The organism is Streptomyces sp. NPDC051219 (assembly GCF_040682335.1).
Taxonomy (GTDB): Bacteria; Actinomycetota; Actinomycetes; order Streptomycetales; family Streptomycetaceae; genus Streptomyces.
Genome location: NZ_JBFBAS010000032.1, coordinates 13,302 through 37,869, shown reverse-complemented (window position 1 = coordinate 37,869; position 24,568 = coordinate 13,302). Strand labels below are relative to the sequence as shown.

Sequence of the window (24,568 nt, the reverse complement as noted above, 5' to 3'; positions counted from 1 at the left end):
CCGCCACCAACAACGCAGCGAGCTCCGCCGCGTCGCTGCTCCGGGCCAAGGATGCGCTTCCTCCCCGGCCTGAAGGCCGTGGTTTTCACGCAAGGAGTTTCCGATGATGGGAGGAACGAGGCATGTGTTCGACGGCTACGCCGAGTACACCGTGGTCCCCGTACAGCAGCTGATTCCCATCTCCACAGATCTGCCCTGGGAATCGTTGGGAGCTCTCCCCGAGATGCTCCAGACCGCTTACGGCTCACTTACGGTCGGCCTCGCCCTCCAACCGGGACAGACACTGCTCATCATCGGCGGCACCTCATCCGTGGGCCTGGCGGCCGCTGCCGTTGCCAAGGAGATGGGGGCAACCGTCCTGGCCACGACCCGCCGGACCGATCAGCTCGACGCTCTGGCGTCCCACGGCGTGGATCATCCATCGCAGCCGCCCGCCACGCGCAGCACGCTCCGGCACTGCTCGTGCCCTGCACCCTCGCCCCGGGCACGTCAGCACGACAACTGGTCCTGCAGACGGCCGTCGTCGCAGCCGCGTTCACCTGCTTCGGCATACGAAGACTCACCAAAGGCGCCCCGAACGTCGCGTTGCGAATTGCGGGACCCGCCATCGGCCGGACGGTCGCATCTCGACTGGGAGGGCACCTTGCACAATCCACTCACCGACAAGCACGCCATCGCACAGGTGCTCAACTGGATCTACGTCTTCGGCCACTGGCCGGTCATCGCCCTGACCATGTTGTGGCTACTTTCCCACCACCAGGTCTACATACAGATCGCCGCGGCGATGCTGCTGTCCAGCGCGATCGGCTTGGTCCTCTTTGCAGCCTTCCCGGTCCCTCCACTCCGGCTGGCCGGACTCGGTGTGACCGACACGACCCTGCGTTCTGACACCTACCACGTCCTGCAGCCCACCGCTTTCGTCCATCAGTACACTGCGACGCCGGGCTTCCGCGTGGCTTGGAGCCTGTTGAGCATGCTCGCGCTGCTCGCAGCCGCGCGCAAAGTCTGGGCCCGTGTCACGGTGGTGACCCTCACGCTGTCCATGAACGCTGCGGTCGTGTTGACCGTCGACCACTACATGCTCAACGTGATCGAGGGTGCGGTCCTCGCAACCGTGAGCTGGCATGCCGCCGGGCGCCTGCCGACCAGGAAGACGAGCCCGGCATCCCCCAATACAACTGCGGCTCGGACCCGGCACCTGTGGCCCGTCACGTCCGCGAGCGCCGCCGCTTCCGCAGCCTGCCGGTGCGCAAGCCGACTTCCCCGCCCAGACAACGACCAGAGCTCGCCGGCTGGGCCAGCCACCGTTCATCGGTTGCGGCCCGAGTCGTCGCCACCCCCCGAATCTCAGCCGGCGCCGCTGCGACCGGCGGGCTGACCCGTGATCTCCGCCGACCTCGTCGAGGCTGCCGGCTTGTGGACGTATGTCCTGGTGTTCATCATCACCGCCGTTGAGACCAGCGCCTTCATCGGCCTGCTCCTTCCCGCCGAAACCCTCATCCTGCTCGCCGCGGCCCTGGCAGGCCGCGGCGACCTCGACCCGGCCCTGCTCACCGCCGCCGTAGTCGGCGGCGGCATCACCGGTGACAGCCTCGGCTACGCCATCGGCCACTGGTACGAGCATCGGCCCAGTGCCCAGCGGCTGCGCCGCCGGATCCGGCCTGGAGGCCGTATCGACCACGCCCGCGACTTCCTGCTGCGTCGTGGCGGCCCCGCCGTCTTCACTGGCCGATTCATCAGCTTCGTACGGTCCTTCCTGCCATTCGCCGCTGGAGCCGTAGGCATGCCCTTCCGCCGGTTCTTCCTCTACAGCTCCACGGCCTCGGTCATCTGGGGAACAGGGATCGTGCTCGCCGGATACTTCCTCGGTGCCTCCGCCGAACGACTGCTTCGCTCGGCCGGGATCACCGGGGCGCTCGCCGCCACCGCCGCCACCGCCGCCCTGGCTTTGATCCTCGTCTGTCGGATGCGACATCGCCGAGCCCAGTCCCCAGTGGGACACCAACGTCGAGGCCGACACTGACGCCTCACCCGGCGTACGGTGCGTTCCCGGTACGGATCATGTGGCTGAGCAGGGGCTACAGAGCCAGACCACCATGTCCTAGCTAGCGGAGTTCAAGCAGTGGCACGAGCTCTCCGCGTCCACCGATTACCCCGACGGGACGCCCATCACCTGAACAGGCTATCGCCGACGCGCGTTGAAGAGGGCAATGCGGCCTCACTCAACTCCGGCTCTCGAGTGGGGGAGTTCGGCGCGGGCCCGTTCAACACGGGGACGAAGAACGAGCCCGCAGGTGAGGACCAACGGCGGCCCGCGGCGGTCCGATCAGCTACGCCGTGTCACGGGTGGCCAGGCTCCACCGCATCGCCGCGGGCAGGCTCCCCAAGCAGTCGGGGCTCTACCCAGGCCAGGACATGGTGATGCGCTTCATGGAGGCCGGTCCCATACGGCAGTCCGAGCTCATCAAGGCGTGCGCGCTCGACGGGTCGACGGTCACCAAGTTGCTGCAGCGCCTCGGACAGTCCGGGCACGTCCGGCGCTGCTCCCCGACCCGGCGGACCGGCGAGCTGTCCTCGTCGAGGCGACGAACGGCAGCTGCGCGATGCTCACACAGGTGAGCCGCGCCTGGAGCGCGCTGGAGGGGCACACGCTCGCCGGTCTCGACCCAGCCGAGTGCGCCGAGCCGGCCCGGCTCCTGACCAAAGTCGAGGAAATCCTCTACTCGCAGACTCCGGACTGGGAACTCTCTTACGGATCATCGGATGGCTGGCTTTGTTCCGGACGGGCTGTGGGAGATCGCGAGGCCGGCCTGCTCGAGGAGATCCGCGACCTCGGATACACGGGCAGCCTCAACCTGCTCTACAAGTACATCAATCAGGGCCGCCTGGAAGGCGACCGGATCACGCCCTCGCCGCGCCGCCTCCTGGATCACTACCCGCCCCGAAAACCTGCCCGACAAGGCCCGTATCCATCTCGGTGAACTCCTCACCGCCTGCCCCGAGATGGCCACACTGGCCCAGCTCGTGCGCGACTTCGCCCGTCTTATGGCCGAGCGCCGCGGCTCGGACCTCGACTCCTGGATCAAGCAGGTACGCGAGGCCGGTCTGCCCGAGCTGGACGCCTTCCTCAACGGCCTCGACCAGGACCATGACGCCGCTGCCGCCCCTCAGCCCGCCTGAAACAAGATCACCGGACTCTGCGCGGCGCGGGGCAGCCCAACGCCGGCCGCCCCACACGAATGAGGACCTCGCCGGGCCCGGGGACCGGGCCTTTCGACGTCGGGGACGCGGATGACTTCCGGGCCGCCGAAGCCCAGAACGGCCGTCATTCGTGGGGGCGTTGGGCTCACGTTCCCTGGTGGCGTCAGGGGGACGGGAGCCGAACCGGGGCGGGGACCAGCTCGACGCTGCGGATGCGGTCCCTGCGGTCGACGGCGGCGGGAGCGAGCATCAGCTCGTCGGCTTCCGCCCGCTCGGCCAGCTCGGCGAGCTGTGCCTGGACCTGTACCGGGGTGCCGACCGCGGTGTGCGCGTGCATGGCCTTGATCTGCTGGCCCATCGGCGAGTCCAGTGCGCTGTCGATGTCGGCGTCGGTGAGCTGCGGACCCCGGGGCAGCAGCATCCGCGCCCGATAGCGCACGGACACCTGGTGCTGCTCGGCGGCCTCCTCTTCCGTCTCGGCCGCGACGACGTTCGCCGAGACGATCAGATACGGCCCGGGGTGCTCCGGGGAGGGCTGATACGTCGAACGGTAGGTCCGGGCCGCCGCGTCCAGTGCTGCCGGTGCGAAATGCGACGCGAAGGCGTACGGCAGTCCCAGCGCCGCGGCGAGCTGCGCGCCGAAGAGCGAGGAGCCCAGGATGTACAGGGGTACGTTCGAGCCGTGGCCCGGGACGGCGCGTACGCCGGCCAGGGCCGGCTCGCCGGTGAGGAAACCCCGCAGTTCGAGGACATCCTGGGGGAAGGCGGCGGCGGAGGCCGATGTCACGCGCAGGGCGCGGGCGGTGTTCTGGTCCGAACCGGCGGCCCGGCCCAGGCCGAGGTCGATGCGGCCAGGATGGAGAGCGGCCAGGGTGCCGTAGTGCTCGGCGATCACCAGTGGGGTGTGGTTGGGCAGCATCACACCGCCGGCGCCGACCCTGATCCGTTCGGTGTGGGCGGCAACATGGGCGATCAGGACGCTGGTGGCCGCCGAGGCGATCTGCGGCATGTTGTGGTGTTCGGCATACCAGACCCGCTCATAGCCGGAGCGCTCCGCGGCCTGCGCAAGGGGAACGGCACCGCGCAGCGCGTCGGCGGGAGTCTCCCCCGGGCCCACCCATGCGACGTCGAGAAGTGAGTAACGCATCGAATCCTTCGTTTCGTGGAACAGGGGGTCAGGCCAGAGCCTTGAGCTCGTCCTCGCCGAGGATGAGTGTGAAGGACTCAACGAGTGAGGCGAGTTGCTCGGGCGTGCGCGCGCTGGCGATCGGCGCCGCCACCGTGGGCTGCTGGCGCAACCAGGCGAGCGCGACGGCGGCGACGCTTACGCCCCGGTCGGCTGCGATGCTGTCCAGTGCTTCGAGCAGGTCGCGGTTGCGTGGGTTCTGGAGGTAGGAGGCGGCCGTTTCGACACGGGGCGAGGTCTCTTGCGCGCCGTCGCGGTACTTGCCGGTCAGGAAGCCGCTGGCCAGGGCGAAGTAGGGCAGCTCGACCATGCCCAGCTCACTGAGGACCGGCGCGAGCGTGGTCTCGAAATCGCGCTCGACGAGGTTGTAGTGATCCTGGCTGATCTGGAAGGGGGCGTGGCCCGCGGCGCGGGCCGCCTCGACCACGGCGCGCAGGCGGGGGGCCGAGAAGTTCGACAGTCCGAGTGCGCGGACCTTTCCTTCGCGCACCAGCGTGTCGAAGGCCGCCGAGATCTCGTCCGGTGTGCGCGAGGGGTCGTCGGCATGTGCGTAGAGCACGTCGATGTGGTCGCTCTGCAACCGCCGCAGCGATTCCTCGACCGCCTCGCGCACGGTGGCAGCGGACAGCCCGGGGTGCTCCTGCCACATGCCGACCTTCGTGGCGACCTGCACCCGGTCGCGCAGACCGCGCGAGGCCGTCCACTCGCCGATGATGGTCTCGGATTCGCCGCCGAGGTTGCCCGGGATGTACGCGGAGTAGATGTCGGCGGTGTCGATCAGCGTGCCGCCCGCTTCGACGAACGCGTCGAGCACGGCGAAGCTCTGTTCGCGATCCGTTGTCCATCCGAAGGTGTTGGTGCCCAGGACGAGAGGGCCGAAGTCGTGTGTGGTCATCTTCTCTCCAATGGGGTGGCGGCGGACCCTGGACGCGGGCGGGAGGGTCCGTGTGGTTCAGCGGTGGTTCAGTGGTGTGCGGCCCGCACGCATCGTCAGCCGCCGAAGCGGGTGGTCAGGGGTATGAGACGTGGAGGACCGTACGGCTCGAAAGCGCAAGCACGGACGCTGACGCGCTGCTCAGCTCCCCCGGCCTCGGCGTCCGGCTCGGCGCCCGGGTGCTCGCCGAGATTCAGAGACGACCGCGACCGCTTCACCGACGTCCGCGCTCTGAAGGCATACGCCGGTTCGGCCCCCATCACCCGCGCCTCGGGCGGGTGGAAGTTCGTCGGGCGGCGCTTCATCAGCAACGACCGGCTGATCGTGGCCGGTCTGCCGTGGGCGGCACGGACCTCCTCGCCCGGAGCCGTCGGCGCCTTCAACGGCGACGGCCGGGCCGACCCTGGCCGTGGGCACGGCCGGCTCGCAGGGGCGGTGCTCATGGCTTGTCCACGGAGGGGGTCAGGGGCGGATGAGGACCTTCAGGGCCTCGCGGTCGTTCATCGCCCGGTAGCCCTTGGGCACCTCGTCGAGGCCGACGGTGCGGTCGAAGACCTTGCCGGGCTCGATGGCGCCGGAGAGTACGTCGGGCAGCAGCTCGGGGATGTACGCCCGGGCGGGCGCGACGCCGCCGGTGAGGTGGATGTTCTTCGTGAACAGCCCGAAGTCCATGGTGACCTCCTCGTACTGGGGAGCCCCGACACACGAGACGGTGCCGCCGGGGCGGGCGATCGAGAAAGAGGTCTGCAGGGAGTCGCGGGTTCCCACGCACTCCAGCACCGCGTGCGTCCCGTCGCCGCCGGTGAGTTCCAGCACCGCGGCGATGCCCTCCTCGCCACGGGCGGCGACGACGTCGGTGGCTCCGAACTCGCGGCCCAGGTCGGTGCGGTCGGTGTGCCGGCCCATGAGGATGATCCGCTCGGCGCCCAGGCGCTTGGCGGAGATGACGGCGGACAGGCCGACCGCGCCGTCGCCGATGACGGTGACAGTGCTGCCCTGTCGCACGCCGCCGGTGACGGCGCTGTGGTGCCCGGTGCACAGCACGTCCGACAGCGTCAGCAGCGACGGGATGAGAGCGGAGTCCTCCTCCACGGGCAGCGGCACGAGCGTGCCGTCGGCCAGCGGCACCCGCACGGCCTCGCCCTGCCCGCCGTCGAGGTCATGTCCCCAGGTGCCCCAGGTGCCGCCGTGGCGGCAGGAGGACTGCAGCCCTTCGCGGCAGAAGTCGCAGGTGTTGTCGGACCACACGAACGGGGCGACGACGAACTGGCCGCGCCGCAGCCCGCTCACCTGGGAGCCGGTCTCCTCGATCACGCCGAGGAACTCGTGCCCCATCCTCCGGCCGCTGCCGGAGGCGGGCAGGGTCTGGTAGGGCCACAGGTCGCTGCCGCACACGCAGCCCGCGACGACGCGCACGATCGCGTCCGTGGGCTGCTGGATCGTCGGGTCGGGAACCTCCTCGACGCGGACGTCGCCGGCGCCGTACAGGACAATGGCCTTCATCGATGTTGCTCCTTGGTACTGGTGGTTCTGTATCGGGATCGGCTGTTGGTCGCCGGGTCGTTGCGCTGCCGCTGGGCCGACCGGCGGGTAGGGGGTCAGCGGTTGATCCACCGCTGCATGTGCGCGGTGGCCAGGGCGTCGCCGACGACCTGCTCGGGAGGGGTCTGGAAGGCGCCGAACCCGAGGATCGGCATCTGCACGCCGTTGTGCAACGTGACCTGAGGGATCTCGATGGACATGGTGAAGCCTTTCTGATGGCACGTGCCCGCGTGCACGTGTCCGTTGGTGCCTGCCGTCCGCAGGTGGCGACCGGGTGCCCGGGATTTCCGGTCCGTGCGCCACCGTGCGTGCGCATGCTGAACGGCCCAGGCGAGGACCGCTGCCCCCGGCAGACGTAGGGGCGTCCGGCGGCCCGGCCGGCCTACGCGGAGCGTGGAGCCCGACCGCTAGGACTGGCGCTGCTCCTGCTCGCCCTGTTCCTGCCGGGCAAGAGTCGCGGCCCAGCTGGCCAGCAGGTCGAGCGCCTGCTGAGAGCTGGAGGCCGGCTCGGCGGTGTACACGAACAGCACCAGTCCCGGATCGGACGGCAGCTCCAGCCCTTCGTAGGACAGGTCCAGATCACCAACCACCGGATGGTGCAGCCGCTTGATCCCGCTGCGGTGATGACGCACGTCATGCGCGGCCCACAGCCTGCCGAACTCCTCACTGCGCGTGCACAGCTCCCCGATCAGGCCGGTCAGCTCCTGGTCGTAGGGGTTCTTGCCGGCCTCGGCACGCAGCACCGCCACGATGTCGCGGGCCGCGAGATCCCAGTCGCGGTAGAAATCGCCAGCCCGCGGGTTCAGAAAGCGAAACCGCGCGTGGTTGACCGGCCGGACGGGATCGTCGAACAGGGGCGAGTACAGCGCCCGCGCCAGACGGTTGACCGCCACGATGTCGCTGCGACCGTTACCCACCCAGGCGGGTGACAGCTGGCCGTCGAGGATCTGCTGAATGGCCGGGCGCACCCGCCGCGCCGCGGGGCGACGCCGCACTGCTGCGCCCGCATTGGCCGCCCGCGCCAAATCGAACAAGTGTGCTCGCTCGTCCTCGTTCAGCCGCAGCGCACGGGCGACAGCGTCCAGCACGCTCTCAGAAGCACCGCGCAAGCTGCCGCGTTCCAGCTGGGTGTAGTACTCGACCGAGACTCCCGCCAGCTCGGCCACCTCGCTACGGCGAAGGCCCGGAACCCGGCGGGTGCCACCGTGTGCGGCAAGGCCGACCTGATCGGGCGTGACCTTGCCGCGGCGGGAGACCAGGAACTCTCGTACCTCGCTGCGGTTGTCCATGCCTTCCACGGTACGAGCCGGCCCCCGGACCAGGGAGATGCTGCCAGCACCCCCCTCGGCGGCACCCACGCCGTGCCAGTGCGAGCCCATCAGACGCGCTCTGGAACCGCACCCGAAAATGGTGCGGCGGGTGCCAGGGTTCGCACTCCCTGGCACCCGCCGTGGTTCAACGGGCTTGGCCCGTTTCTACCGGTTTCCGGCGGCTCATGCGGTACCGCGGTGGAGGTAGGCGCGGTTCACGGTCTGCCGGACGGTGTTGCCGGCGTCGTCCGTGGCGGTGACCCGCAGCGTCACGTACGCGTCGCCGTGCAGGCGGGACGGCCGCTCGACGGTGGCGGTGAACCGCCCGCTGTCCTTCCCGTCCGTGCGGGCCGTGGTCCAGGTCTTGCCGTCGTCGTAGGACGTCTCGACCTTCAGTGTCACCCCGCGCGGTGCGGCCATGCCGTCCTGCATGCGGACGCTCAGGCCGAGGTTGTGCCTGCGCGCAGAGCCGACCGCGTTCTGCGCGTCGACCGGTACGGCGTAGTCGACCTGGAGCAGCGGCAGCGCCTCGGGGCGGGCGGTGGTGTCCGAGCGGAACGTCCACGAGGTGCTGGTGTCGGTGCCGAAGTGCCAGTCGTCCGAGACGCGGGCGGTCGTCAGGTCCAGCCGGTAGCCGGCGTTGCCCGCGGGCACCTCGAACGGGCCCCACGCGCCCTGGTCGGACACTGCGACGCGTTCCCCGTTCCGGTACAGCACCGCCAGGGCGGTGTCGTCTACAGGTTCTGTTCGGGCGCCGGGGCCGATGACGGAGACGTAGGTCTCCGCGAAGGACCAGTGGCCGGTGGCGGAGTCAGTGAACTCGGGAACGTAGATGGACAGGGTGTTGCCGTTGCGTGCGGACGACGGCCACGCCGTACCGTGCGGAATGGACGGGCGCACCACAGCTCCGAACCACCGCTCGGTGGCGTGCTGGCCGGGCCGGTAGGTGTGGGAGGCGTCCTGCATGCCTGCCTGCAACGGGCGGTCGGGGTTGTCGACGACATTGTGATGCACCCTGTGGTACCAGAGCGTGTCGCCGCCGGTGACATACTCGATGCGCTCCTGACCCACCGGCACGTAGCGGGCGTTCTGGTTTACCGCGGTGACCTGGTACGGCCGCCACCCGAAGCGCTGCTCACTCGCCCAGGAGGACGCGCCGGTACGGGTGTAGGTGGCGCGCACCACGGCGCTGTTCCGCTCCGAGACGGTGTGGACGATCTGCTGGGGAATGGACCCCGTCGAAATCTGCATCACGTCGTACAGATACGGGCTGCGCACCGTCCCGGAGAACTCCACCGACGTGGTGCCCTTCGTGACGCGCCCAAGGAGGGCCGACCCGATCTTCCAGGAGGTCCGCATGGTGGGCAGGGCCATCCGGTCACCGTTCGGCTGCCATCGGGCCCACTCGGTCACTCCCTCGGGCCATACCAGCAACAGGGCCTTGACCCCCGCGGACTTCGCAACCTCAGCCAGGGTCCTGGAATTGTCGGCGGGTTCGTACCGCAGGACGGCCAGCTTGCCGCGCGCACCGCGGAAGTCGGGCCTCGCCGAGGTGCCGGCGTCCACGGCGGTCAGCCGTGCCCCGTGATCCCCGAAGGGAGGGGAGAACGGCTCGTAGAACGGCTTGAAGGGACCCGAGGTGCCGGAGACCTCCGCCCGCAGTTGCGGAGCCGTCATCTGCCACCGCGAGGTGAATTCGAACTCGCCCTCCGTGACCGGAGCGCTGGGGCTGACATAGAGCCGCTTGACCTCGTCGAAGTACAAGGAGGTCATGGTCAGACCCTCACCATCGATGATTCGGCGGAACATCACGCTCAGCGTGCCTTGCTGCAACTCGGCGGGGCGGGGCGTGCGGATCTTCACCTCGGTGACCTTCGAGGCGTCCAGCGTCACCGTCGTGTCCTTGGTGACCTTCACCTCGGGAACGAAGATCTCCCTGCGCTCGATGCCGTCATCAGTTTGCTCTTGGTAACCGGAGTTGAAGTAGTAGGTGCCCTCCTCCACGACGGCGGTCGCCGTGTCCCTGTCCGTGTATTCCACCAGCCCGTCCGGACCCCAGATGTTCGGCAGCGCCTCTGGGATGACCCGGCCGTCGCGGTCGCGGGAGACCACGGTCACGCGGTGCTTGGGGCCGTGCACGACGAGGGAGACGGTGGTGTGGGCGACCACCACGCCGTCGGCGGACTTCGCGGTGAGGTATCCGTAGTACTTGCCGCCGACGGCGCGCGTCGCGTCGGTGTGCAGCGGGACCTCGGCCGTGGCACCGGGGGCCACCTGCACGGTGCCGGAGCCGACGCCGACCAACCCGTCCGGGATCGCGCGCCCGGAGGTGGTGGCCAGGCTGAGTGCCAGGGAGAGCGTCACCGGCTTGTCGCCGGTGTTGGTGTAGCGGACGGTGGCCGCCTGCTGTTGCCCCCCGGTGTCGCCGATGTGGAGCGGGGCGAGGGTGACGGAGCCGGTGGCGGTGACCGGGCCCATGGCGGTGGCCAGGTCGATGCGGCCGCCGCCCTGCTCGGTCACCTTGGTGCCGGAAACCGTGCGGGAGGTGCTGATCAGGGCGTCCTTGAGCTGCTGCGCGCTCCAGGCCGGGTGCTGCTGGGCCAGCAGTGCCGCGGCGCCGGCGACGTGCGGGGTGGCCATGGAGGTCCCGGACAGTGCAATGTAGTTGGCGTCGACCGGATCGCCCAGGGTGGTGCCGGCTGCGCGGGCGGCGGCGATGCCGACGCCGGGTGCGGTCACGTCGGGCTTGACCGCCAGGTCGCCGAAGCGCGGGCCGCGGCTGGAGAAGTCGGCGAGGGTGTCGTCGCGGTCGACGGCCCCGACGGTCAGCGCGGCGTCGGCCGCAGCCGGCGAACCGACCGTGGACGGGCCAGGGCCGGCGTTGCCCGCCGCCACGACGAAGAGCGTGCCGGTGGACTCGGTCAGGGCGTTGACGGCCTGGCTCATCGAGTCCGTGCCGTCGGTCTGGATGTCCGCGCCGAGGCTCATGTTGACGACCTTGGCGTGCTCGCCGGCCGCCCACTCCATGCCGTCGATGATGCCCGACTCCGAACCGTAGCCGTTGTCGTCCAGCACCTTGCCGATCAGCAGGTCGGCCTTGGGCGCAACACCGCGCCGGGTGCCCGACGACGCCGCGCCGGTGCCGGCGACGATCGAGGCGACGTGCGTACCGTGACCGAGGTGGTCACCGGTGTTCGCGCTGCCGGAGAAGTCCTTTGCCTCGGCGATGCGGCCGGCCAGGTCGGGGTGGTTCGCGTCGACACCGGTGTCCAGCACGGCCACCTTCACACCCTGGCCCTCGTAGCCGGCCTTCCAGGCGCTCGGCGCGTTGATCTGCGCGGTGCTGCGGTCCAGCACCGCCTTGACCTTGCCGTCCAGCGAGACCCGCGGGGTGACGGCGGCACGGGCGGCGTCCGACTTCCCGCCGGGGTTCAGCGTCTTCCAGAACGTGCCGAGGTCGTCGTCCGCGACGCGCAGCGACCGCGCGCCGATGCTCGTGAGCGAACGAGTCGGCGCAGAGGAGTAGTTGAGCGCCAGCAGCTTGCCGGCCGTGGCCTCGGCGGCCTTCGCCGCCTGCGCGGTGACTCTGGCCCCGGCCCGTGACGGCTTCGGCTGTGAGTAGACGATCAGTGGCAACGCGGAGGAGTGGTCTTCGTCATATCCCTGTGCTATCAGGGCTGTTACGTCGAACAGGCGGCGGTCCAGGGTGCCGGCCGTCACCAGCGCCTCGGCGTCGGCGGGCATCGCGATCAGCGATTTGTCGTCGTCTTCCAGTGTCCGGAAGGGGACGTGCTCGCGCCCGGGCCCCGGCTGGACCGACGCGGTGCGCCGTCCTCCCGGAAGCGTCGTCACGGTCACTCGGTCACCGGTCACCAAGCGCACGGTCGCGGAAGAGGCCTTCGCTTCGGTGCCGGGGTGAGCAACAGCCCCGGTGGCTGCGGTAGGCGACGCGGAGACGGTCTGCACGCCTCCGGCGGCCAGCATCAGCCCTGTCGATATCGCCGCCGTCAGGCGGGTCCAGGTCATCAAGGAAATACCTTTCATCCAAGGAGCAGTGCGGGAGTGCAAATAATCGGGCGATGAAGCCGCACGTAGCGCTGGCGGTTCACAACTGCGACACGACCCAACAGCGGGTTCGCTCGTCATGGCTTGTCGTCATGCGGCAGCACTGAGCGCACGCCCCGTCACGGGTATCGCGATGGGGCGAGGCATCGTGCGCGCTCGGGTGGTCCCTCAGCGGCGTAGGCTCGTTGCGAGGGCCGGTCGGCAGTGGCACCTTCAACAAGCGTCCGGCCGCATTTCAGGCCTCACGCTGGCGCCGACGAGATGATCGGGGAATCCCTGTCAGCCGAAGCCGTCCACCGATCCGTCGTATAGGCGAGCCTCGTTGCGCACCGCGAACCCTTCTGTGATGGCCATGTCGCCCTCCAAATAAGGGGTTCGACATCTCCCGGCCGCGCTCACCATATGGTTACTCCGTGTGTACGACTTCGGTCAGATGGCGTAGATTCACCGCCGGGTCACGTCCGCCGGAGTGGTGTACCGATGGCCACCGGGTGATCGAGTCTCGAACTCCTCGCCATGCCCACCGCCATCGGCGCCATCAGGGCGATCGGACTGCCGCCCGGGGCATCCCGGCCACGCGTGTCGACAGGCTTTCCCCCCGGCGCGATGCTCGTCGAGAGCTACCTCGCCGATGCAGCACTCCTATGAGGTGCCAGCGCGGGCGTGGCATGGCCTGCGCCGCTGGGATGGTGGTCGATCCATGACAGGCCGCCGCGGTCGAGCTGCTGCCGTGCGCGGGTGACGGCGACGTAGGCAAGGCGGGCTTCGGAGTCGTCGATGGGTCCTGGCACGGGCTGGCCGGTGTCGTCTGTCTCGTCAGTCTCCTTGGGTGGAGTGAAGTCGTCGGCGATCTTCACCGTGGGCCATTCACGACCTTTGGCTTTGTGAGCGGTCGAGACGATCACGTCGGCATGCTGCTCGTCGTCGAGTTGGTCGACGGCCGTGAGGATCTTGTTGGTGCCGTGTTTGTCAATGAGGTCGACGAAGGGCTGCAGGTCTCCTCCGGCTGGGTCGTGCTCTGCGTAGTCCTGGAGGTCGCCCCAGGTGGCGAAGAGGACGAGTTCGGGATGGTAACTATCACTGTCGGTGATCGCGGACATCGTGGTCTTGGAGACCTCCGCGCCCTAGACCTCCGCGAGGTGGGCGGAGATCTCTCCGTGGGTCAGGCCGCGGGCGGACAGCGAGAGCACCATCTCATCGACGCCGGTCAGCCGGCGCTGCCGCTTCTTGACGACTGCGGCTCGAAGGAGCCTGCACGGTCCCGGGGAACCTCGAGTACAACCGGTCCGACCTCGGTCACCATGGTCTTGGACCGGGTGCCGTTGCGGGTGTTGCCGTCGGCTGCCTTCTCGTGCTTCTCGTGACCGAGGTGGTCGGTGATCTCGCCTTCCAGGGCGGACTCGAGGATCCTCTTCGTCAGCTGCTGCAGCAGCCCGCCCTGGCCTGTGAGCCTGATCCCGTCGGCCTTCGCCCGGTCGACCAACTGACCGATCAACTGGTCGTCCAGAACGTCCGGCACCCCGGCGGGCTTCACTTCCTCGACGGCCTCAGCCGAGACGATCACGTCTGTCATCAGGTGTGACTTCCTGTTCGAAAATCCACCGTTGACGGTACAGACCCGCGCAGGGCGGCGCAGTGATTGCTTTGGCAGCGCATGGAGGTGCTGATCAGGGGGTTACTGATTGCGCAGACTGAAGTGGGCTGCTGATGCGCACGGTGCGCGGGGGCGGTCTATGGCTGCGTGCCGGTGTGACGGCGCAGTGCCTGCCAGCGCCGCTCGAAGTCCTCGGACCCTTCGGCGATATAGGCGGGGGTGATGGGCCTGTTGTACTGGGCGGTGATTCCCCGGTCCGCGCAGGCTTGCGCAACGTCCGACGTCTCAGGAGCGTCGGTGCGCACCCGCTGCTCGGCCCAGACGTTGTAGACGCGCCAGCGCACGAAGTGCCGACGCAAGTTGGCCGGGCTGATGGGCTTGCCGCCGCGGCCGAGCAGTCCCTTCCCTGCACAGTAGGCCGACAGCTGCTCGTCGCTGGGCTCGCGCCCCTCCTGGTCCTGGTCCTGGTACTCCATCCACGCGAGGTAGTACCGGTCAGGAGCGGTGAGGTCGCCTCCCCCGGCCAAGGGCTGCGGCGGCTCGTCGATGGGAGCATCCACCCGGGGGCCACGCATCTCCTTCGCCGCCTGCGCGGGAGCGCCGGCGGTCGCCGACAGCGGGTCTGCCCTCTGCGGGAGCGGCTCGTCGGCTTCCTGCTCGACCGGATCGGCGGCGTCCTCGGCCGGGGGTTCGGTCGTGCCGAACTCGCGCTCCTTAAAGCTCACTACGAAGCCCGTCAGGTCCTCGCCCGTGATGGGCCGGCCGCCGTCGCCCGTGATCGTGTCCCGCTCGTCCACGTACGCCGCAAGGGCGGCAGCGTCGGGGAAGGCGCCGCGCTCCTGCTCGTAGCTGCGCCAGGCGCTGTAGAAGTAGTCGTACCAGGACTGGCCGGCCGGCCGTGGTTCCTCGACGGCGGCGGTCTCCACACCAGGAAGCGCATAGCGTTTCTTCAGGACCTGGAGCAGGGGTTGCAGCTGCTCTTCAAAGAGTGGTTCGCCGGCGCCGGTGGAGATGCCGTACTGGTCACGGAGCCATAACGCCCACTGCGCGGTGGTCGGTTCGGCTGGGAACTGCGCGATGAACTCCTGGTAGGCCCCCGCGAACCGCTCGGCGGCATCCTCAGTGGAATCCTGTAGACCAGGCGGCCGCTCGGGCGCTGCGGCCGGGGCCTGCACCGCTCCCGGCTCTACTTCGTCCGCTTCCGCTACCTCGTGCGCACGGTCTGCCGCCGCTTCGAGCGCAGGACCTTCCGGCCGGTCCGGGACGCGTTCGAGGGTGAACAGGATCGGCGCCTCGATGCCGGCGGCGGCGAGACCGGCGGGCGCTGTCTCGGCCAGCGGGACGCCGAACCTGGCCAGCCGGAGCGGCATCAACGCCTGGGCGGGAGCCTTGCGGCGCCAGGCGCGGCCGAAGCGCGAGCGGAGGCTGGCCTGGTAGACCAGGCGCTCCCGTTCGAGCGTGATGACCTCCTCGTAGGAACGCAGCTCCCACAGCTTCATCCGGCGCCACAGGAGAAAGGTGGGGACCGGCGAGAGGATCCAGCGTGTGAGGCGTACGCCCTCCATGTGCTTGTCGGCGGTGATGTCGGCGATGCGGCCGATCGCGTGCCTGGCCGCCTCCACAGCGACGATGAATAGGATCGGGATCACCGCATGCATGCCGACGCCGAGCAGGTCTGGCCAGGCCGCGGCGCCGTTGAACGCGACCGTCGCGGCCGTCAGCAGCCACGCCGTCTGTCGCAGCAGGGGGAAAGGGATGCGGATCCAGGTGAGCAGCAGGTCCAGGGCGAGCAGCACGCAGATGCCGGCGTCGATGCCGATCGGGAAGACGGAGGCAAAGCTCCCGAAACCCTTCTCGGCAGCCAGGTCACGGACAGCGGAGTAGGAGCCCGCGAAGCCGATGCTAGCGATGATGACGGCGCCGGTAACGACTACGCCGATGAGGATCCGGTGAGCCCGAGTCAGCACGATCCGGCCGCTCCCGCCCGGTCGGGGTATCTCCCCGCTCCCCGCCCTCACGTCCCACTCCCCTGCCTACGCCTGACCACTGAGCTGCTTTTCACCCTCCCACGAAGCGCCGTGGAATGCGGGCCGTCCGTCGGCCCTGGGGCAGACTGCCTGCGAAAAGTGAAGTGATCATTGAGGACCATCTGCGGCGGTGTGCAGTACGCGTCCGTGCTGCCTCGCCTGCTGGAAAATAGTGCGACGCCCGTCCCCGGCTGATGGGTCAGGCGCGCGTGCCGGTATTGCGTCGGAACAACCTCACCGCTTCCGCGTGGCGTTGAGGCGTTGAATGCCGAGGGCGTCGGCAACCGCAGCGATGTCCTTCAAGGGCTTCGCTTGCGGGGATCAAAAAAGCGCAGCGGGCGCTGGGTGACGATGGTGTCCTTCAAGCGCTGCTTGCGTCGAACGAAGGGCAGCAGCTTGGGGTGCCAGTCCGGGTTGCTGCGGAGGGGTTTGATGGCGTCGCAGGCGGCAGCATCCGATGACCTCCGGGAGCAGGAGCAGGAGCAGGAGCCGGTGGCGCACAGCTGTGCTCGCGTTCGGCGGGGTGTGATCGTCTGCGGGTGAAGTGAGTTGTCGTGTCGGGGCCGGTGTTGGAGGTCCCGGCCTTCGGTCTGTACCCAGCTGCTCGCTGGTTACCGGGGAAAAGTCGAGCCAGAGCCGTCAACCCACACCGAAAACCCCCATAAATGAGTGAGGTTCACATAAAACATTGTGACTCTAAAATAGAATTGAGTGGAGCGCTGCTACCATAGTGGGCGGATTTATAGGTTTGGGAGGGTGAGTGAGTCAGCCGCACGAAGAGGCCGCGATGAACGCGACCGAGGCACGAAACGCCCTCTATGCCCTGGTGAAGCGCGCCGAGGAGGAAGGGCACCCCACGCTGATCCACAAGCGGCAGGATCGCGCTGTGCTGGCGCCGCTCGACCGGCTGCCGGCGGCCCGGACGACCGAGGTGCTGACGTCCCACGCGCTGAGCGCGGCACAGGCGAAGTTCGGTGAACTCATCACGCGGGCGGCCAAGGGCCAGCCGCAGGTGCTCCTGCGGAACACCACGCCGGTCGCGGTGCTGCTGCCCGTCGACGCCGCCTGCGGTGTTCCCTCATCGGATACGGACGCACACACCGGCGCGGCGCCCGCAGGCGGTGCGGTGACCAGCCCACGCAATCCGGTCCGCGACATCACACCGCGCAGGCTCGCCACGCTGGGCGACGCCATCGGCGCCGTGCTCACCTCCGGCCCGGCCGGCGGCCCCACGTTCGGGCTGCCCGGGCTGGACGCTGCGACAGGCGGCCTGCAGCCAGGCCGGCTGACGCTCGTGGCGGCCGCCCCGAACGTCGGCGGAAGCCTGCTGGGACTGGCTGCCGCACGGCAGACCGCGCTCGTCGACAACCGCCGCGTCCTGTACGCGGCGTCGGGACCCAACCGGGCCGACGTCACCCGCCGGATCATCGCCGCGGAGACCGGCGGCGACTACCCGCGCCTGAGGCAGGGCCGCCTCACTGCGCACGAGCAGCAGGTCGCCCACCAACTGGTCCAGGCACCGCTGCTCATCGACGACGGCAGCGACCTGACCGCCGAGGCCATCGCAGAAACCGCCCCGCACGTCAAGGACCTGGCCCTCGTGGTCGTGGACCGGCTCCAGAGCGCCCACAACCCCCGCCTCCCCCTGTCCGGCAACCGCCTGCCGGACGCCTCCCACATTTTGGCCGCCCTCGCCCGCACGCTCCACGTCCCGGTCCTGGCCATCGTGGACAGCGACGACCCCGCACTCCTGAGCCTCCTGGACCCCGACGTCCTGCTGACCCTCACCCCGACCACAAACCCCTCCAAAGTCCAGGTGAGAGTCGCGGAGCGGGACTTCGGCACCATCAGCTCGGCCTATCTGCAGCCCGACCTGATCCACGCCCGTTTCACCGACGCACCCAAAAGCCGTGCGGCGGAACTAGCAAAGGCGGCGCTCCCCTACACCTCCGGAGCCCAGCAAGGACTCCCCGCCTTGGCCACTCACGCCTTGGCCGCACTGCGCACCGCGGTGGGCAACGGCGACGACGTATCCGTGGAGAACCTCGGGGCCTCTTTGGTCTCCGCCTTTGCCTCGGTGACGCAGCTGCCGGACACCGCCGAGGGCCGCCGTCTGGCCCACGCACTGCGCTCCTACGACCCCGCGCTGCGCGCCAACTGCCCTGCGCTGCACGCCGACAACACCGAGGCCGCGGCCGCCGGCACCACCGAGCAGCAGGCACCCTCCGGGCCCCCGGCCACGGCCCCTGCCCAGCCGACCGAGGACACCGAGCAGACCCCGCACGACGCCGGCGAGGACGAGGCGTGGGTGCAGCCGGGCGATGAGGACGAACCGGCGGGCACGGTCTTCCCCGCCCTCAACATCCTCAAAGACTGCATGGGACGCTCGACGTACCACCCCATCCCGGTGATCCGGCAGGAAGACCGCAAAAGCGGACCGTGGACGATCTTCCGTGAAGTCATGGACGGCGAACCGCGCTGGGTCCACCCCGACATCACGACCGAGAAGACCAAGGCCGGCAAACGCGACCGGCTCATCGTGCCCGAGCAGTTCGGCACCGGCCGGCTATGCACCATCGACCGCAACGGCTCCTACCCCTCGGCCTGTTCCGCCGTACCGCTCGCACCGAACAAGCTCCAGCACACCGGACCCCTTCAGGAGATCGGAAAAGACCGCGCCGGGGCGTTCCTGATCACCGTCCCCGCCTGGAACCACCCCAACATGCCGCACCCGCTGGGCCGCCTCGCCGAGCGGACCGACGAACAAGGCCGCACCTGGGTGACCACTCCCCACATCCGCCAGCTGCAAAAGCTCATCACAAACGGATTCATCACCGAGCCGCTCACCGTCCACGACTCCTGGACCGGCAAGGCCAACGAGTCCCTCTTCAAGCCCTTCTACGAAAAGGCCCGCGCTGCCCGCGCCGAACTCCTCCAGGCCGGCGGCGACCCCTACACCGAGTACAAGCGCCGCCTGTCCATCGCCCTGCGCCTGCTGTGGCCCAAGGGAGAAAAAGTCAACTCGCCATTCTGGCGCCCCGACTGGCGCATGGCCATCGTCGCCGAGGCCTCCGTACGACACTGGAGCGTCGCCCACCGAGCCGTCGAAGCCGGACACACCCTCGTCGCCCTGCGCAACGTCGACGAGGCCGTGTTCTACACCCCCGACGGCAACGCCCCCGACACCTACAAGGTCGGCACCGGATTCGGCGAAGTCAAGGTCAAGACCGCCTCCCCCGACAGTGAGCACTGATGGCCACGGGAGCATCCCTCGGCGCAGCCCTCAATGAGCTGCTCCGCGAACACAACGTCCAGCCCCTGCGACGCCTGTCCACCTACCACGCCAAGCACTGGCACGCCCAGCTCAGCCAGCTCACCCACACCCAGCGAGGCTACGAGGCCCTCGAACACGCCGGGCTGACCGTCCGGCCCGAAACCCTGATCAAATGGCTGTCCGATCCGGAATACAACGTCCGGCGCAGCTACCGTCAAATCATCCACGCCGCCTACGAAAACGCGGCCGTCATTCCCGCCGACCCCATTCCGGAGTCCCTCAAGAACGGCCAGTTCGAGATCACCGGACTGGTCAAGACGGGCGACGACCAGCGTTTCCGCGGCGGCCTCAACAACACCGGCAGAATCACCGCGCCACTGCGGATCGACGGCCGAAGCGGCAACTGGGCGGCAATCGAGCACAAATGGGCCCAGGGCGAACTCGACGACCAGTCCTTCGAAGACGACTTCATCGAGTACGTCATCATCGAAGACATCGGTGAAGGCACCGACGGCTGGGACTTCCCCGGCACCTCCTACACCGTCACGATCTGACCTCGAAGCCCTATCGTTGCAGGTCAGGAGCACTCCTCGTGTTTGTGATCAAGCCTCGGACAGGACGCCAGGCGGGGACACGGCGCGGATGCAGCGCATGAACGAACTGGTGCGCAACCACACCAAGGCCGAACTGCTGCGCATGGCCTACGCGGGCGGCCTCGTGCCGTACCACAACCCCGCGAAGTGGCGCAAGGACGAAATCGCCTCCACCGTGGTAGACACCGAGTTCCGCACCGCCGACCAGCCCGCCCCGGCCCCGCCCGCCGCAGTCACCACACGTCCCATCCCGGCGAAGCCGCTGCCGCAGCAGGACCACCATGACGAGTGCGACAAGTCGGTGTACGACGGTGGCACCTGCACCTGCGACCTCATCGAGCAGTACGGACCGCCCTCCGAACAGGGCGACTACTGAGACAGTCACCCGATCGGGGAGGCACGTTCGGCGCCACGGCTCAGGCGAGGCTCCGCGACGCGATCAGCCGGTTGGTCAGCTCTACCGTGGCGAGGTACCACCAGAAGATCCTGTCGAGGAATGCTTCGTCGTACTCGCCGCGCTGGTCGGCCCGGCGGTGGCGCAGGTCGAAGCGGTTGGCGATCTCGAACAGCGCGCCTTCGTCCTTCCCGAGGTGCTGCTTGATCAGGGCACGGCGTTCCTCAAGGATGCGGGCGAGGTTGAAGATGGCCGATCGCTTGCTCTCGGCTGACGTGTCACGCCCTCGGAAGAGGGCGATGGCGTGGCGGACACCGGCGGTGGTGTCGGGTGGGCTGTCGTTGAGGGCGGGCGCGGTGCACCAGCTGGCTTCGGGCGTCGTCGGTGACGGCGACCAGGCGCCCGAGGTCCTCACCCTCGGCGGCCAGTTCGTAATCGATGCCGGCCTCGCGCAGCAGCTGGTTGACTTTCCACCGGTACAGGACGCGTGCCGGGCCGTTGTGAAACTCCGAGTGGTGCCATCCGCAGCCGCTGTAGGAGTGGAAGCGCCGCGTACGGGGGCGGCTCACCAGGTCGTGGAACACCTCGATCAGCCCGTAGAAGGTGTCTTCGCCCCACGCCTCCGGCGCCAGCGGCCACAGATCAGGGATGCCAAGTCGCCTGTCGATCACGTCGGAGGGGTCAGGCAGCTCGCTGTGATCGTCGATGCATTCCTCGCCGAAGACTTCGACCAGGTAGCCGTTGTCGGCGAACTCGCCGATGAGCCGCGCGAAGTCCCGTCGGGTGTCCCGCGCGGTACTGCCATCGTGAGCGAGTCCATTGCCGCGGCGCTGCGGCCAGTACGGCCGGGGCGCGGCCGCATGCCTGAGCTCGGGCGCCCGGCGGACGAGTTCGGTGAACCAGTCGTGCTGGTCCATCACGGCCCGTTTGGTGCCCCAGCCGGTGGCGGTGGTCGCCCAGGGATCGGATGTCGGCGCGGTGTGGTTGGGCAGATCCTCGAAGTCGGCGACTGCGGTTGTGCCGGCCACGGCCTCCGTCATGAGCCAAATAGCCCGGTCCTGCCAGGAGCCTGTGGACCGGAGCACGCGCTCGCCCTCGGATATGAACAGCGATGCGGGCCAGAGGAGTTCGTAATTGCTCAGGTCCAGACTCACCACAACATCATCACCCATAGAAGATGTGTCCCGACCCTGGGCGATGAATTCCCGTCTCAGTCCCGGATGAGCTCCTGGAACTGCGGACATCCCACCGCATGCCACTCCCTGACGAGGACTTCCCCGGCAACGACCACGACCTCCGCGTACCACGGCAGACAGTCGTGGCACGCACGGATCTCGTACGAGTTGCCGTCTTCGTCGAACGCCTTGAGATCGACGGAGCCGACCGGCGCCCGGTAGGTGACGTCCTGCTGCGGATCGGAGCCTTCTGCCATGGCGGCCAGTATCTACCAGCGCTCAGATGGCCTTCGGGGCAAGGAACGTGACCCGTCCGCCACGATCGTCAGCGGACCCGCACAGGACTGCCCGTCTTGCCGCCACACCTGCAGGAACGCTGTGGGAAGCGGCGAGGGGCGTTGTCAGTGGGTGGCCATAGCCTGGCGAGACGGGAACCGCAGAGAGGCACGCCCATGAACGCCAGTTTCTACCGGAGCCAGCTGGACAGAAAGAACAAGGCTCGCGCTGACGCGGAGAAGAAGGTCGGCGAGTTCCGCAAGAAGGAAGCCGACAAGCGCGCGAAGGCCACGAAGGAGAAAGCCGCAGCCGCCAAGGCGAGCAGCCAGGGCACCGTCAACAGCAAGCAGCGTGCTGCCCAGCGGTACGAGAACGAGGCCAACAAAGCTGGCCAGGACGCCAGCACGTGGAGCGCCAAGGTCGGCAAGCTCTCCAAGGAGGCAGCTGACCTGTCGGCCAAGCTGGCGAAGGCGGAACAGGTTGAGCGGGCCGCCGCAGAGAAGGCTCGCCAGCGTGAACAGCAGAAGACGGAGCGTCATGCCGCAGCTGAGCAGCAGAAGATCAAGAGCCGTCTGTCGGCGACGGAGGGCGAGGTGCGCACGGTGCTGAAAGAACTGCGGGCCCCGAAGCCGGAGAAACTGCGAGTGCTGCTACTGGCAGCCGCCTCCGCCGGTGACCTGCGAGTCGGCCAGGAACAACAGAGGATTCGTGCGGCCGTGCAGAGCGCCACCCATCGCAACCTTGTCGAACTGGATGTCCACCCTGCTGCGACGGCGGACGTCTTCCTGGACGCGCTGACCCGGTTCCGTCCCCACGTCGTGCACTTCTCCGGCCACAGCACACAGGACCTGATCGCTTTCGAGAAGGGCGAGGACGGCTTCCACGAAGGTGCCATCGTCAGCGCCAGCGCCTTCGCCCGGGCCATCGCCGTCGTGGACGACAAGCCGCTGCTGGTCCTGCTGAACTCCTGCCACTCCGCAGCCCAGACCGGGAAGCTGGTCGGCACCGTGCCGTTCGCCATCGGAATGTCCGACACTATCGGCGATGTCGACGCCATCACCTATGCCGCCCGGTTCTACGCCGCCGTCGCCGACGGCCAGTCCGTCCAAGCCGCCCACCTGCTCAGCCGTGTGGCCATCGAAATGAACGGCCTGCTCGACCGCGACCTGCCGACCCTGGCCTGTGCAGCGGACGTCGACCCGAGCGCTACAAAGCTGGTGACGCCGCCTCCGGAGTAGGACGTGGGCATCTCGTGCATGAGCATCCGATCCCCTGCCGTGGATACGCCTGCGAGCCCGGACCGATCGGTCCGGGCTCGCAGGCTGTTCGGGCGCGGTTGCTACAGGTCGAACTCGAGGTGCTCGATGTCCATGAAGCGGACCTCCTCCAGCTGGCCGGCGCGGCGGCGGTGGGCGGGCAGTATCACCAAGGCCACGCATGACCAGTGGGCTCTCGCCCGGCGCGGTCAGGCGGCCGAGATGGGATGGCTGCGCGGGCAGATCGCGCGGATCGAGGCCCGGCTTGCCCGGCCGCTGGGTGCCAAGGCGGACAAGCGGTCCGGGCTGGTGCGCGGGTACGGATCGCGGGCGGAGTGGCATGCCAAGTCCCGCCGCCTGCACGGGCTGAAGGACCGGCTGGCGGGGCTGGAGGAGGACTGGGCGGCGGGCCGGGTGCACGTGGTGCGCGGCGGCAAACGCCTGGCCCGCCTGCGCCACCATCTGGACGAGGCCCAGCTCACCGAGCAGGCCTGGCGGAGCGGTGGCGGGCGACGCGGATGTTCCTGGCCGCCGACGGGGAGTCGGCAAACGCTACGGCAACGAGACCGACGAGGGTGTTTACTCGAGTGTGTAGTAGTTGATCTTGCTGGGTGTTGGTCGGGCCCCCGGTTCGACGAAAGGCATCACGCACTGTGAGTACGGACAGCATTGAGCAGACGGCTGGTCAGGAACCCCTGGCGGAGGGCCGGGAGGCTGCTGCGCGGCGGCTGGCGGGGGTCTTGTCGCCGCAGGCGATCGACTCCCTGATCGCGGACGCGGCGCGTTGCAGCGGCCACAGGGCCGGCCGGTTGTTGTAGGGGAAGACCAGCACGCGGTCCTGGGCCGCCCACGCGGCGTACGGCTGCGGCAGCGGTCCGGCGCTCGTGAGGGTGGGCCGTACAGCGTTCCACCCGAAGGGGCGGACCAGCATCCAACCGGCGGCTGCATCATGTACTGGGCCGTGTCTTGCCCGGTCCGGCCGACCAGCCAGTCCTCGAAGTGCTGCAGGGCAACCTGGCGTTCGGCCCGCCACACCGCGGTCCCCCCCGGTCCAGTCGTAGCTGGTCGTCCCGTGCAGGAGGCGTGCGCGGTGCTCCTCGTCGGCGTGGAGGGTGTCCTGGTACAGGTCGTGCCATGCCTCCCCCTCCTCGTGGAGCAACTGTTCGTTGTCCTTGGCCTGTGGGCCGGTCAGCAGGTCGCGGGCGATGTTGGCCGCGGCCGTGAACCGGGCCGGGGAGTGCCAGGCCACGTCCTCCTCCAGGGCCGTCACGACATCCAGCAGATGCTGGTCCTTCTCTCGCGAGGGTGTTCCGGACGTCCATGCCATCTGTGAGCGCACTCTCTCGGCAGCGTCCATGAGCAGAATCTCCGGGCGGGTGCAGAGCGTGGCGGCCGCCAGCTTCCACAGGTTGCGGGCGGCCCGTTGCCGCAGAAGGGGAAGCAGACCGTCGAGGAACGCGTCGGTGACCGGCTCGGCCACCGCGATCGCGGTCATCACCGCGTCGGTCAGCATCCGGCCCTGGTAGTCGCGGTACGCGCGCTGGTACTGCCCCCGAAGCCGCAGCGAGACCGTGCGGGCCCGCTCCGCCAGCCCGGTGGGCAGACGTAGCCGCAAGGGCAGGTCCGTCCGCGGATCGCCGCGCCGCGCGGCGGCGGGTAGCGCAGAACGGTGGAGATGTGCGTCAGCCGATCCTCGGGATCCTCCGGCTCCTGCCGCCCGATATGCTCCGCCAGCAGCCGG

The 24,568-nt window shown here is 68.9% G+C and carries 15 protein-coding genes and 8 pseudogenes; 11 read left to right on the top strand and 12 right to left on the bottom strand.

Translation table 11 applies throughout. The features are described 5' to 3' along the window. Window positions 1–103: 103 nt before the first annotated feature. From AB0M62_RS27850 to AB0M62_RS27830, 5 genes and pseudogenes are all read left to right on the top strand, one after another. Window positions 104–421, top strand: a pseudogene (locus tag AB0M62_RS27850) (NADPH:quinone reductase); the annotation flags it as partial. Then, complete coding sequence (locus AB0M62_RS27845) at window positions 410–1,378, top strand: phosphatase PAP2 family protein (protein ID WP_366077065.1); 969 nt, start codon at window positions 410–412, stop codon at window positions 1,376–1,378. The pseudogene AB0M62_RS27850 and the gene AB0M62_RS27845, both read left to right, overlap by 12 nt. 3 nt (window positions 1,379–1,381) lie before the next feature. Next, window positions 1,382–2,023, top strand: coding sequence for a DedA family protein (locus AB0M62_RS27840; RefSeq protein ID WP_366077043.1), 642 nt, complete (start codon window positions 1,382–1,384; stop codon window positions 2,021–2,023). A gap of 278 nt (window positions 2,024–2,301) precedes the next feature. Continuing rightward, window positions 2,302–2,732, top strand: a pseudogene (locus tag AB0M62_RS27835) (MarR family winged helix-turn-helix transcriptional regulator); the annotation flags it as partial. Between the two features lie 271 nt (window positions 2,733–3,003). Beyond that, complete coding sequence (locus AB0M62_RS27830; RefSeq protein WP_366077042.1) at window positions 3,004–3,180, top strand: hypothetical protein; 177 nt, start codon at window positions 3,004–3,006, stop codon at window positions 3,178–3,180. Window positions 3,181–3,364: 184 nt separating this feature from the next. Here the strand turns inward: AB0M62_RS27830 and AB0M62_RS27825 are convergent, their stop codons facing one another. Together AB0M62_RS27825 and AB0M62_RS27820 are read right to left on the bottom strand one after the other, a co-directional pair. After that, complete coding sequence (locus AB0M62_RS27825; RefSeq protein ID WP_366077041.1) at window positions 3,365–4,348, bottom strand: LLM class flavin-dependent oxidoreductase; 984 nt, start codon at window positions 4,346–4,348, stop codon at window positions 3,365–3,367. A gap of 28 nt (window positions 4,349–4,376) precedes the next feature. Beyond that, a complete protein-coding gene (locus AB0M62_RS27820; protein ID WP_366077040.1) occupies window positions 4,377–5,282 on the bottom strand; it encodes an aldo/keto reductase in 906 nt (301 codons plus the stop codon). 164 nt (window positions 5,283–5,446) lie between these two features. Here AB0M62_RS27820 and AB0M62_RS27815 point away from each other — a divergent pair. Next, a pseudogene (locus tag AB0M62_RS27815) lies at window positions 5,447–5,690 on the top strand (transposase); the annotation flags it as partial. Between the two features lie 93 nt (window positions 5,691–5,783). Here the strand turns inward: AB0M62_RS27815 and AB0M62_RS27810 are convergent. The 7 genes and pseudogenes from AB0M62_RS27810 to AB0M62_RS27780 form a co-directional block, all read right to left on the bottom strand. After that, window positions 5,784–6,824, bottom strand: a complete 1,041-nt coding sequence (locus tag AB0M62_RS27810; protein ID WP_366077039.1) for a zinc-dependent alcohol dehydrogenase family protein — start codon at window positions 6,822–6,824, stop codon at window positions 5,784–5,786. Between the two features lie 128 nt (window positions 6,825–6,952). Beyond that, window positions 6,953–7,063, bottom strand: a pseudogene (locus AB0M62_RS27805) (aldo/keto reductase); the annotation flags it as partial. Between the two features lie 207 nt (window positions 7,064–7,270). Continuing rightward, a complete protein-coding gene (locus AB0M62_RS27800; protein ID WP_366077038.1) occupies window positions 7,271–8,152 on the bottom strand; it encodes a helix-turn-helix transcriptional regulator in 882 nt (293 codons plus the stop codon). Window positions 8,153–8,356: 204 nt separating this feature from the next. Beyond that, window positions 8,357–12,199, bottom strand: a complete 3,843-nt coding sequence (locus AB0M62_RS27795; RefSeq protein ID WP_366077037.1) for a S8 family serine peptidase — start codon at window positions 12,197–12,199, stop codon at window positions 8,357–8,359. 659 nt (window positions 12,200–12,858) lie between these two features. Next, window positions 12,859–13,314: pseudogene (locus AB0M62_RS27790) on the bottom strand (3'-5' exonuclease); the annotation flags it as partial. 51 nt (window positions 13,315–13,365) lie between these two features. Beyond that, window positions 13,366–13,811: pseudogene (locus tag AB0M62_RS27785) on the bottom strand (transposase); the annotation flags it as partial. Window positions 13,812–13,969: 158 nt separating this feature from the next. Beyond that, a complete protein-coding gene (locus AB0M62_RS27780; protein ID WP_366077036.1) occupies window positions 13,970–15,799 on the bottom strand; it encodes a DUF2637 domain-containing protein in 1,830 nt (609 codons plus the stop codon). 820 nt (window positions 15,800–16,619) lie between these two features. Here AB0M62_RS27780 and AB0M62_RS27775 point away from each other — a divergent pair. The 3 genes from AB0M62_RS27775 (at window position 16,620) to AB0M62_RS27765 (ending at window position 20,102) form a co-directional block, all read left to right on the top strand. Continuing rightward, entirely contained in the window at window positions 16,620–19,112 is a 2,493-nt protein-coding gene (locus AB0M62_RS27775; RefSeq protein WP_366077035.1) for a type II toxin-antitoxin system prevent-host-death family antitoxin, read from the top strand. Continuing rightward, window positions 19,112–19,687, top strand: coding sequence for a hypothetical protein (locus AB0M62_RS27770; RefSeq protein WP_366077034.1), 576 nt, complete (start codon window positions 19,112–19,114; stop codon window positions 19,685–19,687). Before AB0M62_RS27775 ends, AB0M62_RS27770 begins: the two co-directional genes overlap by 1 nt. 97 nt (window positions 19,688–19,784) lie before the next feature. Then, window positions 19,785–20,102 (top strand): hypothetical protein, encoded by a 318-nt coding sequence (locus tag AB0M62_RS27765; protein ID WP_366077033.1) that lies wholly within the window; start codon window positions 19,785–19,787, stop codon window positions 20,100–20,102. Window positions 20,103–20,142: 40 nt separating this feature from the next. Here the strand turns inward: AB0M62_RS27765 and AB0M62_RS27760 are convergent. After that, window positions 20,143–21,292, bottom strand: a pseudogene (locus AB0M62_RS27760) (hypothetical protein). 38 nt (window positions 21,293–21,330) lie between these two features. Further along, complete coding sequence (locus tag AB0M62_RS27755; RefSeq protein WP_006139020.1) at window positions 21,331–21,552, bottom strand: hypothetical protein; 222 nt, start codon at window positions 21,550–21,552, stop codon at window positions 21,331–21,333. A 195-nt stretch (window positions 21,553–21,747) separates the two neighbouring features. On the opposite strand from AB0M62_RS27755, the gene AB0M62_RS27750 reads away from it, so the two are divergent. Next, complete coding sequence (locus tag AB0M62_RS27750) at window positions 21,748–22,809, top strand: hypothetical protein (protein WP_366077032.1); 1,062 nt, start codon at window positions 21,748–21,750, stop codon at window positions 22,807–22,809. An 18-nt stretch (window positions 22,810–22,827) separates the two neighbouring features. Next, a pseudogene (locus AB0M62_RS27745) lies at window positions 22,828–23,372 on the top strand (IS200/IS605 family accessory protein TnpB-related protein); the annotation flags it as partial. Window positions 23,373–23,512: 140 nt separating this feature from the next. Here the strand turns inward: AB0M62_RS27745 and AB0M62_RS27740 are convergent. After that, window positions 23,513–24,442 carry a hypothetical protein gene (locus AB0M62_RS27740; protein WP_366077031.1) on the bottom strand — a complete coding sequence of 310 codons (930 nt, stop codon included), beginning with the start codon at window positions 24,440–24,442 and terminating at the stop codon, window positions 23,513–23,515. Window positions 24,443–24,568: the final 126 nt, after the last annotated feature.